The following is a 12489-nucleotide window of genomic DNA, read 5'->3' as shown; positions in this document are numbered from 1 at the left end:
TATTGTTTTCCCTTGTGCATCTCAGTCCTGATGCTGAACGAAGTCACTCGATCCCAACAGGAGGAAGTTATGGGTTTCATTGGTTGGATTGTTTTAGGCCTTATTGCTGGCGCGATCGCTAAGGCGATCAAGCCTGGTGAGCAGGGTGGCGGCTGGCTCGCTACCCTGGTGCTTGGTGTTGTTGGCGCTATTGTTGGCGGGTGGATTGGATCCGCGATCTTCGGAGTCGGAGTAAACGAATTCTGGGATCTGTCTACATGGTTGCTGGCCATCGGCGGCTCGCTGATCGTCCTCGTTATCTGGGGACTGATCACACGCAAGAAGGCGTAGTTTGCGCGACAGAACGGGGTCTTACCTTTCGGGGTGAGGCCCCGTTCGCCATGCCTGGGCATCGTTCACCTCCGGTCCGTCAGTAACGGCATGGATCGAGTAGAAGCGCCACCAGGCTGTCCTGCCGTCGTTTGCCGCGTCGTCCTCTTCTTCAGCTGTCCGGCACATGCTCTGGTGTAGCCCTGTCATGGATTCAATGGCTGATTCGATACTCGTGTGGAGTTCACCGTCCCAGTCAATCGCGTTGGTTTTCTTGTCGACGATGATGTACCCGCGAACTTCCGGCTGGGCGACGGCGAGGACAGCGCGTGCGTTGCCCCGGTAGTGTTCCATGCTGGTTTCGGTGAGGTCTTCCCAGTTCGGCGGTTCTGGGCATTCAATGCTCGGCGTGTGGTACTTCCTTTCACGCATGAACAACGCTTTCGCGCCAGCTTCGAGAGCGTCCGGGTTTAGCGGGGGCTGGTCAGGCATTGGGGATCTCCTTGGATTTCGTCTCTTGGCTCGGGTGCTTTCCAGCCCTGCTCGATCATGACCGGGAGGATCAGCTTCAGTGCTTCTGCTATGTCCACCTTGTGCTGATACCGGTTGAACGCTCCGGCGCCGGCCCAGCTAGGCATCGGCAGCTCGCTATTCTGGATCCTGGTCTGCTCGTAGGAGACGATGGCCACCTGCTCGACCAGGTCCTCCGTGATGTGGGACTTCGGGGCGATCATGACTGAACCTCTGGCTTCTTCATCTGGCCGGTGATGGTGATCTTGTCCGATGGCATGAGGACGTGATGCTGGCCGTCCAGCATGACTCCGACGTACTTCATCTTCTTGCCGCCTACGACGTCGTAGGATCCGTGGGTGATGGACTCCAACGTGCCCTTCGTTGGCGCAAACTCGACCGTCTTGTCCAGATCGGTGTTGTTCAAGCGCCGGGCTTCAATGACGGTGCTCATGCCGTCAGCTCCTTCGCCAGCTTTTTGACTTCGTCCGGCTGGAACCCGAACCAGTCGTGAGAATCCTTGGTTTCCATATCCATGACTAGGACGTAGGGCATCGTTGCCGCGACGCCCTTCTTCTGTGCGATCAGTTTCAACTCGTCGATGGACTGCTTATCTGACTCGTTGACGACGATCTCCTGGTAAGGGATGCCGGCGGTGTCCAGTGCACGCTTGGTGTTGGTGCACTGGTTGCACGTTCCTGGCTTCGTGTACAAGGTGACGAGCTTGCTCACGCTGTTGCTCCTTCCAGACCCTTGAGCGAGTCCGTGGCTCTTCTCAGCTGGCTGATCAGTCGCGTCACGGCTATGGCGCCTTCTGGCGTGAGCTTCAGCGTGTGCATCACTTCTCCGCGGAACCGGGGCGCGTCGTGGGCGAGGACTGCGTGGAAGTAATTCTTCTTATCCGCCATGGCGCTGTACCGATAGATCGGCTTCTTGCGCTGCTCCGACTCCGACCAGCGCGAGGACTCCTGCTTGTAGATCCATTTCCGGTCCAAGAGGATTGCGCGCAGCACGCCCTCGCCTACCTTCAAATCCGATGCCAGCGTTCGGAAGGTGATCAGATCCTCGTCGGCCACGAACGTATCGACGTAATCCGCTTTCGGCTCCAGCTGCGCGATGTGCTGGTCCTTCGCCGCGATCATCGCCTGCGCTTCTATCACCGCCATGGCCAGCAGCTCGGCACCGGACGGCTTGACCAACGTTGCCTGCACCTCCGCGGCGCGGGTCTGTATCGCGAAGTACGATTGCGCGGCCGCGACTTCCGGCTTATTCGGGTCCCCGTTCATGGCGACCAGGTACGCTGCGAAACGCGACAAGTGCCAATCTGACTGCGGCATCTTCCCGGCAGCGGCAACTTTATGGGATGCCATAAAGTTGGACTCCACGTCCACCATTTGATTAGCCGCGGAACTCATCGCCCGGTTCAGCGGTGTGGCGAAGTTCTGCCACGTGCTGTATCCCATGAGCGGCATCAGGTCGCGGGCTGACCAGTACTCATTTCCTTGGTCATCGTTGCGCTTGATCTGGTCGAACGGCGTCCGGGCTCCGTTTTGCTGTGCTGCGTAGGTGAAGAGGTCGTTCACTAGGTCCTCCTTACAAGGTCTTTGGTTTGTTAATTTCTTGACAAGGTTTCAGCTGACTGCCGCGAAGAGCGAGGGCAATTCCTTGGCCCAGTGCTCTTTGATGCCGTCGTAGTTGTCTTTGTCCTGGTCTTCGAGTTCCACGCGGTCGGCGCGGAGCATGCCGATGAAGTAGTGACCGCAGAGGACAAGCAGTGATCCGAAGCCGTTGGTAAGCGCACAGACCGTGAGCGGTTCGCCGTAGGTGGTCTGTGCTGCCCGGAACGCTGTGATGCGTTTCAGGTCAAACCTGGTGGGCGGGAGCATTGCGCGGTTGCGCTGGGCTGCGCGTCCGAGGCTGGCCCAGATGCGGGTCAAGTCCTTGTTTGTTTGGACTGGTGTGGTGACGGTGAGCTGGTCGCCGCCGAAGAGCTGGCCGAGGCGTCGCACCTTGATGGTGGATACGGTGATGTCTTCTTCTCCGGGCTGCTGCTCGGTGGTGAAGGTGACGATCACTTCCAGTTGGACGTTCCAGTCTTCTTTGCCTGGTGCGAACATGTCGATGATGGTGCCGGCGGTTTCCGGTGTCATGGAGAACTGGCCGAGTTCTACGTAGAAGCTCTCTTCCTCGATGGGTACGCGTGCGACTCCGACGGTCAGGCCGTTGGTGGCGGTGACGAGCAGTTCGCGGTTTGGGCGAATCGTGCAGTCGATGCTCCGGCCGACCAGATCGTCCTTGTCGTTGGAGACGTGCGTCTTGGTGGATGCCAAGGCGGATCGGAAGGTGTGGAGGTCTACTGTGAATTGCAGCATTCGTGGTTCCTACTTCCTGAGTCTTCTTCGTTCGTCGGGTGTCTTTCCGCCACGGATGCCGTACCTGGTATCTGATTGGACTGCGTCGATGAGGCAGTCGAATCGGACTTTGCATCCTCCGCAGAGGTTCTTGCCTTCGATGGCCGCTACGCGGGATTCGCTGGCCGGGTGCCAGGGATCGCCCTTCTTCTTGAAATCCCAGTTCTTGCAGAGCGCTTCGGCTCGCCAGTCCCGGTCGTCGGCGGCCATGTCCGGGGCTTGGCGGGTAATGCTCGCCATGCTTCTGGTGGCCACGGCTACTCGTTCTCCCCGTCGCAGTCGATGCACAGTCCCTGCCACTCGGAGTCGGCCACGACTTCCTGGTTGCAGCCGCCACAGGTCGCGGTGACCTCGTCAGGGAGCGGGACCAGATCCAGATCGCGATTGCGGCCAGTCAGATTCATGGCCGAGTACTCCATGGCCAGCTTCTCGTCGAGGTCGAGTTCATAGCCGAGATGCTCAGTAAGGAACTTGTAGTAGGCGTGACCGTTCTTCCAGCGAGCGCCGTAGTTGCCGTTTTCAAACCCTGAGCGTTCGAAGCCAGACAGCTTGCCCAGCGATTCTTCAGTGCCGACGTAACCAGCGAAGGCCAGCATCATGCCCAAATAAGCCATGGACTGACGCACCAGGTGCTTGTGCACTTCAGCGTTCCAGCGGTCCAGGAGTTCGGAAGAGCTGGTGATTCCGTCCAGCTCGGGGGCTTTGATGCCTACGACCTCGCCCATAATGGTTCGGCCTTCATCCGAGTAGAGGATCTGCTCCATGATCTTCTTGGCGATGGTTTCCTTCGCCAGCTGCTCCGACGGCTTCACGGTCTCGAAAGCATTCTTGATGAACGCGATTCGGGAGCGCTGCACGATCTTGAGCATGCTCTTGAGCTTGTTCTGGGTTTCCTTGTCGTGCTTCTCCTGCTCGGTCAGCTCGGGCTTGACCTTCTTCTCCTTGACGTACCAGGTAGGTTCAGGATCGCGATAGCTGAAGTAGTAGCGGTGGCCGGCCGCCTTGTGTTCTTCGTCGGTCATTTCGTCTTCGACCTTCGACCACGAGGCGTCGTACTGAATGTTGAAGTCTCCAACTTTGGCGTCCAGCTCTTTCAGCTCCGCCTCGCGTTGCGACTTCTTGATTGACATTTCAGTCTCCGTAATGACGCGCTCAACGGTCTCCACGCTGGCACCGTTAGGCATATCCTCGATGCGCTCCACGGCGCGTTCGTACAGGTTGGGGATATCGGACTTCTCTTCCAGCTCCTGCAAGCGCTGTACCGCGTCCAAGCTCAGTCGGCCGGCGGAGTAGGCCTTGGATACGCCATCGTTCTTCAGGGCGACCTTGGCGCGAGCCTGGACTTCCTTGCGGGACATCTTGAACTTTTTGCCCACGGTCGTGATATCCAAGCCCAGATCCAGCAGGCCCTGGATGCCCTTGGATACCTCGGCCTCGGATAACGGTCGGTGGTTGCGGCCGGTGGTCAGCATCGTCTCGATGTCAGCGCGTGGGCCACGATCGGCCTTCGGCACTGGAAGTACCACGCAAGGAACCTCCGTCAGGCCGGCCTGAGCGGCAGCTGCACGTCGGCGGTTACCGTCCTGCACCACGAAGTCGCCCTCGCGGTCCGGATGCGGGTACACCAACAGCGGGTTGAGCAGCCCCAACTCCTTGATCTCGCCGGACAGCTGGGTCAGATCGCCCAAATCCTCACGGATGTTATCGGGGTGCTGATGCACTGCGGAAAGGGCAAGAACTTCAAGTCTGCCGTTGAATTTAGCCAAGAAAATACACCTCTAGTGCGTAAGAAAGATTTGGAAAGAAAGAGTTATGCGGCGCGGAAAGCGCGAAGGTCAGATGCCACCCAGTCGCCAACAGCAAGGACAACCCAGCCAAACGCGGCAATAGCGCACAAGCCACTGAAACCGGAAGGCAACTGCACGGTCAGCATGCAGAGCAACAGCAGCAGACAAATGGCCGGCATATGGATCCAGAACATGCGGCGAACCGCGAAACGAAGAATGTCTGCAGGACTCATGGCGATCATCCTTCGAACAAGGACTGGGCCGGCACAGGGGGAGGAGCGAGGACTGCGGAGAAGTCCGCGATCTCCATCCCGTTCACGTGCAAGTGGCCCACGCCGTTGTCGCCGTCCGCGATGGTTCCGACCTCGACGTAGACGCTGCAGCCGCGGTACTTGTTCTTCGCCCAAGCACTCACCGTTGCCTTAGCAGCCTTGGCACGATCAGACTTGGGTGATTCCAGCCAGGACGTGTGCAGCGTGGCAGATGGCCGGCCGGAACCCTTCGGATTGATCACCACGCGGCCCTCGACCCGGCTCACAGCACTATGCCTTTTCGGGTGAAGACCTCGTCGAGTTTCTTGGTTACCTGTACGGCGACTGACTTCGGCGTGGCCACCACCGAGCCGCCGATGGATACGCGAAGGCCATGCCCGCTGGGCTGGACCATCATATTTTCAGGCGAGCGCATGGACGGATGGTCTGAGCGCTGTACCATCTCTGCCACCTGCTGGCCACGGAACTTATCGACCTGGTCCCGCAGCTCGTCGAGAGCGTCGTCAAGGCGGTCAATGTTCACTAGCGTGTGGTCGATGGCCCCGTTGATGTTGCCGGTGGAGTCGAAGCCTGGCCACTGCTTCAAAGCAAGCAGCAAGTGAACGGTGGCTTCTTTCGCACGGTCGTACGCCTCTTGGCGGGTAACCAGATTCTGTGCTTCGGCCAGACGTGCTGGGGAAACTGACTGGTGATTCTTCCGGAACCAAAACTTAGACATCGGTCTCTCCTCTTCTTGCTTTGCACTTGCCGCACTGGCACGGTCCGTCTTCGTTGGGTGAGAAACCAAGGGCGAACTCGCCCAGGCCTTCCACCGAAGCCAGCTTGCGGCCCATCTCGTTCGCTACACGGTTCGCCACCTTCGCGGACTCCACCCGAGTGCGGTTCAACGCCGCTTCGGACTCGCGCAACTCAGCGGTCTTCTGGTTGTTCTTCGCCCCGGTCAGGAAGAAAAACATTCCCGAGCCGAGCGTGCCAATCGCGGTCAGGCCAACGCCGGAACCGATGACGGTGAAAATCAGATCGTTCACGCCGCCACCACCTGGACGATGGACTCGGCGCGCCAGCTGGCCAGCACAGCTCCTGCCTCACGGATGCACTGCTCCCGCGATGGCCGAGCCTCGACCTGCGTGCTATCAACAGTGTTCGATACACTGGACATTGAAATCACTCCTTACTTACCGTTTGAATGTTTGGTTTCATCGCCCTCAGCAGTTGCACCTGCTGGGGGCATTACCTTTTCCTGGCCGGTCCAGATCCGGTAGGACTGGTCATAGACACCCCAGGCGTCATGCATCACAGCCGACTTCTGCGCGGCCAGTTCCTTCGCCTTCTTATAGACGGCAAGCACGGTCGCATCGGCGGTTCCGGTATCCAGGATCTGTTCTGCAACGTCTACTGCAGCAGAGCCGACGAGCTCGTTAGCTTCAATGGCATCGTTCCGGGCAGTGCGGTAGAGCATCGCGGCCTGGTCGTAGTTGTCGCTGTACCGACTCACGACTGACCTGCCTGGTGCGCCTCGAAGGTGAGCCGCACACAATTGGCGAGTGGCCTTGATTCCGGGTGATCAGTCTCGTGGTCGGCCGGAACCGGGTGTAGCTGCTCGCAGACGAACAGATCACGCTCGAACTCGAAGTGCGTCGCGTACGCCTCGGAGCTGGACAACAGCGAATCCAAGTTCGCGTGAACCTGGGCTCGCATGTCGTCACGCTCTAGCGCATCGCGTACCTCGGTGATGCTGTTCGAGGTGTTGCCGACAGAGTGGCTCTTGACAGCGGCCGTGCTGGCAACCCGGCTCGCGTCTGCCTGAGCGGGTACACAACCGGCGAGCGCGAGGGCTGCGACGGCGAGGGGTGTGAGGTTCTTTTTCATGCCGCACGTACCTTTCCTGACTTATTTTCCGGTTGGCCACTCTTTTCTTCCACTTTGGTCAAAAAAAGATCGTCTACAGCCACGCCTAGGAATTTCGCAATTCGCAACGCTGGTTCTGGCTGCAAAGTGTCAACCTCGCCATTGCAGAGGCGGTTCATGTAGCTATGAGACTTCCACCCCGCAATGCTGGCGAGTTCGCGACGAGACACCTCCTGAATCTCCATGATGGTCAGGAGCTTCTTCCTGTCCTTGAGTTTCATCCAGATATCTCCTAGCTGGATCGGGAACTTTACGACCTTCACTGTACTAGCCTTTCTTCCAAGTGTCCAGATAATCATTACATTAACTGCCCGCTAGTGTCCACTCTTTTTCTACGGATTTACCTAGAACTGCGTGGATTCAGGCATTCTTCGCAATTTATAGCTAGAGTTCTTAGTGTCCACGACATGCTTACAAGAAGTGTCCGCACTGTTTGCGCGTGTCCATGCGATCCGGAAAGACTATGGCTGTGAACGAATTACACCCACTCGGCCGCCTCATCCAGGCAGCGCAAGACCGTGAAGGTTGGTCAACCCGCGACATGGAGAGGGTGGCTGAGCGAAACGGCCACTCGATGAAGCACTCGAATTTTTCTCGGCTGAAGATTGAACCTGTAGTTGCAATCAAAGCCAGCCAGATTCAAGTCCTAGCTTCAGTGCTTGGTGTCTCAGAGCAGGCGGTCGCTTATGCGGCCGTGGCCAGCATGGGAGTCCAAATGGACGCCCAGGATGCATCTTTGGAAAATTCGCTTCGCTATTCAACGGATCTAAGCGTCCGGGACCAGCGATTAGTTTTGTCTCTGGTAGCCGCGATGCATGACGCGGAAAGTGGCATTAATGGACAACGAGGCCAATCTCAAGCAAGCGAAACTTCAACACTGCGAGAGGTGGCGCCCGCGGGTGACGCTCGCCCTGGACAGAAGACCGAACGTGACTACGGCATCACGGAGCTCCACGGCGAAGAAGCCAGGAGCATCCCAGTGCCACCACTCCAGAAACTCGCAGCGCACCCAAAGGTGAAGACCAAGCAAGAGCAACTTGACGCGGAATTGGACCACAGTGTGTCCGATGTTGACCCTGAAGGACGTGATTCCGATTTCTGAAATTGATCTCGCAGCGAAAGACAACGCATTTCGACTTTTGCGGGCTACACTCCAAGGAATCTCGGATAACTTCAACGGCTGGGCTCGGACCTTCAACCAGGCAGACCCTATGGGGCGGATGGCGAGCTCAATCGCTTCGGTAATTGATCAGCACACCAACATGTTCACGGGCTTGGTACTTGAGCATTTGACCCAGGTCTCCCCGGACAAATTTGTCAATCTTGAGCGCTATCTTGACCAGTCCTATAAAAAACTGGATCTTTCTTCTGCCAATACACTTCAAGATCTGACGAGGGTTTTGCACTGGATGGAAGAGGTCTACTTCATGGAGTTAGACCCCGCACACTATATTCCCGAGTTGTCTAACGACCCAACTTACGGCAAGAAGTTCTCCAACCTCCGTCGAGATTTCATAGATCTCCAGTATGCCTTGAAGAAGGAGGAGCAGCAGTTGGCGCTTGATCGCCAAGCAGCAGCGGCGATTGATAAACTCAACTCCATCAATCTGGATCCGGATGAGATATCGAGCCTTCGGAATCGGTTGGAAAGCCAAGCTACTGACTTGAGTTCGTGGACAGTTCGAGCAGAGAATTTGGCGAGGGATCTTGAGGGAACTAAAAGCACGATAAGCCAACTAGAGTCACAGGCACTGGATGCAGTAAATAATTTCTCCGCCGCCCAGGCAAGGTATGACGCAGTTTCTAAGCGGTCCTCGGCAGACACGCTTGTGCAACATTTTCAGTCGTTTCGTAAAAAGCATGATGTGTCAACCATGTTCTTCTTCACAATTGGAATCATGGTCCTTTTCGGAGTGGCAGACTTTTCAGTAACCTTTGCATTGCAGTCCGGGGACGCCGAATTTAATTTGCCTGAACTGTCATGGCGGTTCGCAATTGTGGCCGGGGGCGGAGCGATTGGAACTTATTTGTTGCGACTGGCCACATATCATCGCCGCCTCGCAGTTTGGGCGGACACGATGCAAGTTCAGCTTCAAACGTTTGCCTCCTACACCGAGCAAATCGGAGACGAAGCTTCCAAAAATCAACTTCGCGCCGAATTTGCGAAACGAGTATTTGGCGAAGAGCCAGGGCGCCCTCAATCCGGTTCCGGCGAAAAAATCGAAAGTATCAGCATCGCTGATCTTTCGACGCTCATCGCCAATATCGCCAGAATCCAAGTTAAGTAACGTCACCGACCGCTGATGTCACGGACCTGATTCCAGTCATATTGTGACTTGCAAGCTTTCGAACATATATTCGATTATATGCAAACTGTATGGGCTATGCTGCGCTCGTTCGCGCACGTCATTATCATTTGGAATCGTCCTCACCCGGACATAGTTGCGGCCACGGATGGTCGGCGTATCTGGATCGACCCGAAACTCACCGCAGTGGAGCGGAAATGCTTCCTGGCGCACGAGGCAATCCACATCCGGCACGGTCACGACGGCTGCCAGTCGCGGGCCATCGAACGGCAAGTCTGCCTGGAAGTAGCTCGTTTCCTTGTCAGCTTCGAGAGCCTACAGGAAGTTGCAGGCTGGTCACGCTGCCCGGCCGAAATGGCCGAGGAAATCGGCGTCACCGAACAAGTCATCCTGGATCGGCTGGCCACGTTAGACGGCGACCAGATCCAGGCGCTTTGGCCGCCAGGCGAACATATCGCCTAACCACTTATTCCCATCCCGTAATTAGTCGCGCCCAAAAACTCGCGTCAACGCACAAAGTAGAAGCATCTCCGAAGCACAGGAGTGATTCCGATGAATCCAAAGAGGACCCAGCAACGACCCCGAGCTATCCTCTACCTGCGCCAATCCGTGGCCAAGGAGGAATCCATCAGCCTAGAGCTGCAAGAGGACGCAGGCCGCCGCTACGCTACACAGGCAGGCTACGATGTAGTCGCAGTCGAGTCCGATCACGGTATCAGCGGCCGAACATGGAAACGCCCGGCAGTGCTGCGCGTCATGAAGATGATCGAAGACCAGGAAGCCGACGTCATCATCCTCTGGAAATGGTCACGCCTCTCACGCGCACGCCTGGACTGGGCTGTGGCCATCGACAAGGTTGAAGCTGCCGGCGGCCGTATCGAATCCGCGACTGAGCAAGTCGACGTCAGCACGTCCACTGGACGCTTCGCCCGCGGCATGCTCGCAGAATTCGCAGCCTTCGAATCCGAACGCATCGGCGACACCTGGAAGGAGGCACACCGGCGCCGCATCGAGCAGGGCCTGCCGGCGACTGGCAAGAAACGCTTCGGCTACCAGTACGACAAGAAGACCGGTTTCATCCCGGACCCCATCGAGGGCCCGATCCTTCAAGAGTGTTACCGCAAATACGTCGCCGGGGCCTCCTTCTACGACATTACCGACTACCTCAACGCAGGACCCACCAAGCCTGGGGAAGGCTACACCGGGCCGAAGCCGGGCATCTGGTCAGCAAACACCGTACGCCGCGTCATGGACAACCCCTTCGCCTCAGGCCGCTTCATCTCCAAAGGAGAAGTCCGCCAAGGGATCCACGAACCGTTGATCAGCGAAGAAACATGGGAACAATTCCAGGTGCGCCGCAAGAGCCGTCGGGTCACCCGCTCCCGCACCAAAGGAAAATACCCGTACACCGGCCTGATCTTCTGCGAGCTCTGCGGCCACGGAATGTACGCCGGCCTCTTTGGCTCAGACCACACCCTCAAATACCGCTGCAGCGGGGCCGCCCAATGGAAACTCCACCCCGGCGGCTACGTCATGAACAGCACCATCGAAGCCACCCTACTTCCCTGGCTGTCCGACATAGCGGATGAAATCAACGAGGCCACCCAGGACCACAAGGCACCTAAGCCCCACGACCCCACACCCGGACTTCGGCGAGCGCTGATCAAGGTGGAGTCCAGGTTGGAGGCGTTGACTGAGAAGCTGGTGGATGGGACGGTGCCGCAGGAGGTCTATGAGCGGATGCGTGATCAGTGGGTCGGTGAGAAGAAGTCTCTGGAGGATCAGCTGATGGCGGCGCGTGTCGAGTCCCGGGTTGAGCCCTTGAAGTTGCCTCCTGATCTGATGGAGCAGTGGGGTGAGATGCCGGCGGAGGTGAAGCGGGAGCTGCTGGCCAGGGTGGTGGCGAAGATTGTGGTGAAGCCTGGTCGGCCTCGTGGTCAGGTGCAGATCGTGCCTCGCTGGGGGAGTACTTCCTAGTCAGGGTCTAGGAGCAGTCAGGTACTAGTCATACTCATGTCCGCGTTGCTGGTTGCCGCCTTGCTGGCCATTGCAGGGCCTAGGCTGCAGGACCTGTTCAACCAAGCGATCGATCGAGTTTCCGGATTGGGATAACCGCGCATGTGGTCGAGTGCGGGGTCTCCTGGAAATTCGGAATCTGCGGAACTTGTAGATTGCGAGAACGGGTCTGCTGTAGCCGAATTTGTCATGGTCACAACGTTGCTTGTGGTCATCGCAATGACGCTCATCCAACTCGCGTTGGTACTGCATGTGCGCAACACCCTGATTGACGCAGCATCGAACGGCGCCCATTACGGTGCTTTGGCCAATCGGTCAGTATCCGACGCTCGAAGCAGAACTCGGATGTTGATCACCGAAAGCTTGCATGGCGGATTTGCCCGTGACATTGCTGTGAGCACAACCCGCGTTGGTGATAGCCAGTTGGTAACCGTATCGGTTAACACTAGGGTGCCCTTAATCGGGTTCTTGCCCAACGGGTGGGATTTGCAGGTTCAGGGAGAAGCTGTGCGTTATGGGTAGAGCCAAGTATCTCGCTGCCGCGATGCACAAGAGAATCCGGGCCGAAGATCGCGGCAGCGCGATAGTGGAGTTTATTTTTGCTTCAACTGTCTTGCTGATTCCCATGGTGTACCTGATTCTGGCCGTCGGACAGCTGCAAGGCGGTAGCTATGCCGTGGTTGGAGCTGCTGATCATGCAGCGAAGGTTTTCGCCGCCGCCGATAACCCCGCCCAGGCAAGGTCAGATGCGCACGCAGTCGTACGAAGAACCATGAACAACTTTGGATATGCCGACGCTCGCACATCGATTAGTTGCGACAAGGAATGCTTGAGTCCGGGCAGTGTCGTCACTGTGACGGTAGCGTTGGATGTTCCCCTTCCTTTCGTTTCCGACTGGGCAGAGGTATCTGCTTTCACCGTGGATTCTTCAGCCTCGCAAAGGACTGATCGCTTTGGCTAGGACAAAACG

Annotated in this window: 23 protein-coding genes; 7 read left to right on the top strand and 16 right to left on the bottom strand. The window is 57.5% G+C overall.

The features are described from left to right. The first annotated feature begins 69 nt into the window (after positions 1-69). A complete protein-coding gene (locus ACIOTN_RS17060; RefSeq protein WP_105661338.1) occupies positions 70-330 on the top strand; it encodes a GlsB/YeaQ/YmgE family stress response membrane protein in 261 nt (86 codons plus the stop codon). A gap of 21 nt (positions 331-351) precedes the next feature. On the opposite strand, the gene ACIOTN_RS17055 is transcribed toward ACIOTN_RS17060, so the two are convergent. Genes ACIOTN_RS17055 through ACIOTN_RS16980 form a run of 16 tightly spaced genes read right to left on the bottom strand, consistent with a single transcriptional unit; the run spans position 352 to position 7418 of the window. Next, positions 352-801: a hypothetical protein gene (locus ACIOTN_RS17055; RefSeq protein WP_402735776.1), complete on the bottom strand. Its 450-nt coding sequence runs from the start codon at positions 799-801 to the stop codon at positions 352-354. Next, positions 780-1043 (bottom strand): hypothetical protein, encoded by a 264-nt coding sequence (locus ACIOTN_RS17050; protein ID WP_402735775.1) that lies wholly within the window; start codon positions 1041-1043, stop codon positions 780-782. The genes ACIOTN_RS17055 and ACIOTN_RS17050 overlap by 22 nt, the downstream gene beginning before the upstream one ends. Further along, positions 1040-1273 (bottom strand): hypothetical protein, encoded by a 234-nt coding sequence (locus ACIOTN_RS17045; RefSeq protein ID WP_402735774.1) that lies wholly within the window; start codon positions 1271-1273, stop codon positions 1040-1042. The genes ACIOTN_RS17050 and ACIOTN_RS17045 overlap by 4 nt, the downstream gene beginning before the upstream one ends. Next, positions 1270-1551 carry a glutaredoxin family protein gene (locus ACIOTN_RS17040; protein WP_402735773.1) on the bottom strand — a complete coding sequence of 94 codons (282 nt, stop codon included), beginning with the start codon at positions 1549-1551 and terminating at the stop codon, positions 1270-1272. Before ACIOTN_RS17040 ends, ACIOTN_RS17045 begins: the two co-directional genes overlap by 4 nt. Beyond that, entirely contained in the window at positions 1548-2402 is an 855-nt protein-coding gene (locus tag ACIOTN_RS17035) for a phage antirepressor KilAC domain-containing protein (protein WP_402735772.1), read from the bottom strand. The genes ACIOTN_RS17040 and ACIOTN_RS17035 overlap by 4 nt, the downstream gene beginning before the upstream one ends. A 48-nt stretch (positions 2403-2450) precedes the next feature. After that, positions 2451-3191 (bottom strand): hypothetical protein, encoded by a 741-nt coding sequence (locus ACIOTN_RS17030; RefSeq protein ID WP_402735771.1) that lies wholly within the window; start codon positions 3189-3191, stop codon positions 2451-2453. Between the two features lie 9 nt (positions 3192-3200). Then, positions 3201-3485: a WhiB family transcriptional regulator gene (locus tag ACIOTN_RS17025; protein ID WP_402735770.1), complete on the bottom strand. Its 285-nt coding sequence runs from the start codon at positions 3483-3485 to the stop codon at positions 3201-3203. A gap of 2 nt (positions 3486-3487) precedes the next feature. Then, positions 3488-4996, bottom strand: a complete 1509-nt coding sequence (locus ACIOTN_RS17020) for a ParB/RepB/Spo0J family partition protein (RefSeq protein WP_402735769.1) — start codon at positions 4994-4996, stop codon at positions 3488-3490. A gap of 44 nt (positions 4997-5040) precedes the next feature. After that, positions 5041-5250 (bottom strand): hypothetical protein, encoded by a 210-nt coding sequence (locus ACIOTN_RS17015; protein ID WP_402735768.1) that lies wholly within the window; start codon positions 5248-5250, stop codon positions 5041-5043. 5 nt (positions 5251-5255) lie between these two features. After that, entirely contained in the window at positions 5256-5555 is a 300-nt protein-coding gene (locus ACIOTN_RS17010) for a hypothetical protein (RefSeq protein WP_402735767.1), read from the bottom strand. Continuing rightward, entirely contained in the window at positions 5552-6007 is a 456-nt protein-coding gene (locus ACIOTN_RS17005) for a hypothetical protein (protein ID WP_402735766.1), read from the bottom strand. The genes ACIOTN_RS17010 and ACIOTN_RS17005 overlap by 4 nt, the downstream gene beginning before the upstream one ends. Next, positions 6000-6317, bottom strand: coding sequence for a hypothetical protein (locus ACIOTN_RS17000; RefSeq protein ID WP_402735765.1), 318 nt, complete (start codon positions 6315-6317; stop codon positions 6000-6002). Before ACIOTN_RS17000 ends, ACIOTN_RS17005 begins: the two co-directional genes overlap by 8 nt. Beyond that, entirely contained in the window at positions 6314-6448 is a 135-nt protein-coding gene (locus ACIOTN_RS16995; protein WP_402735764.1) for a hypothetical protein, read from the bottom strand. The genes ACIOTN_RS17000 and ACIOTN_RS16995 overlap by 4 nt, the downstream gene beginning before the upstream one ends. Before the next feature lie 12 nt (positions 6449-6460). Further along, positions 6461-6784, bottom strand: a complete 324-nt coding sequence (locus ACIOTN_RS16990; RefSeq protein ID WP_402735763.1) for a hypothetical protein — start codon at positions 6782-6784, stop codon at positions 6461-6463. After that, the gene (locus ACIOTN_RS16985; RefSeq protein WP_402735762.1) at positions 6781-7158 is read right to left on the bottom strand and encodes a hypothetical protein; all 378 of its coding nucleotides are present in this window, start codon (positions 7156-7158) and stop codon (positions 6781-6783) included. Before ACIOTN_RS16985 ends, ACIOTN_RS16990 begins: the two co-directional genes overlap by 4 nt. Next, complete coding sequence (locus ACIOTN_RS16980) at positions 7155-7418, bottom strand: helix-turn-helix domain-containing protein (protein WP_402735761.1); 264 nt, start codon at positions 7416-7418, stop codon at positions 7155-7157. The genes ACIOTN_RS16985 and ACIOTN_RS16980 overlap by 4 nt, the downstream gene beginning before the upstream one ends. Positions 7419-7660: 242 nt before the next feature. Between ACIOTN_RS16980 and ACIOTN_RS16975 the strand changes: the two genes are divergently transcribed. From ACIOTN_RS16975 to ACIOTN_RS16950, 6 genes are all read left to right on the top strand, one after another. After that, entirely contained in the window at positions 7661-8299 is a 639-nt protein-coding gene (locus ACIOTN_RS16975; RefSeq protein WP_402735760.1) for a hypothetical protein, read from the top strand. After that, positions 8265-9485: a hypothetical protein gene (locus tag ACIOTN_RS16970; RefSeq protein ID WP_402735759.1), complete on the top strand. Its 1221-nt coding sequence runs from the start codon at positions 8265-8267 to the stop codon at positions 9483-9485. The genes ACIOTN_RS16975 and ACIOTN_RS16970 overlap by 35 nt, the downstream gene beginning before the upstream one ends. A gap of 48 nt (positions 9486-9533) precedes the next feature. Further along, positions 9534-9965 (top strand): ImmA/IrrE family metallo-endopeptidase, encoded by a 432-nt coding sequence (locus ACIOTN_RS16965; protein WP_402735758.1) that lies wholly within the window; start codon positions 9534-9536, stop codon positions 9963-9965. Positions 9966-10055: 90 nt separating this feature from the next. After that, entirely contained in the window at positions 10056-11480 is a 1425-nt protein-coding gene (locus tag ACIOTN_RS16960; RefSeq protein ID WP_402735757.1) for a recombinase family protein, read from the top strand. A 141-nt stretch (positions 11481-11621) separates the two neighbouring features. Further along, positions 11622-12041, top strand: a complete 420-nt coding sequence (locus tag ACIOTN_RS16955) for a TadE family protein (RefSeq protein WP_105658363.1) — start codon at positions 11622-11624, stop codon at positions 12039-12041. Continuing rightward, complete coding sequence (locus ACIOTN_RS16950; RefSeq protein WP_105658364.1) at positions 12034-12480, top strand: hypothetical protein; 447 nt, start codon at positions 12034-12036, stop codon at positions 12478-12480. Before ACIOTN_RS16955 ends, ACIOTN_RS16950 begins: the two co-directional genes overlap by 8 nt. Positions 12481-12489 lie beyond the last annotated feature (9 nt).

It is taken from the genome of Glutamicibacter sp. NPDC087661 (assembly GCF_044743275.1).
Classification (GTDB): domain Bacteria; phylum Actinomycetota; class Actinomycetes; order Actinomycetales; family Micrococcaceae; genus Glutamicibacter.
Note: the sequence above shows the minus strand (reverse complement) of the source record. Positions and strands in the feature narration are given on the sequence as shown.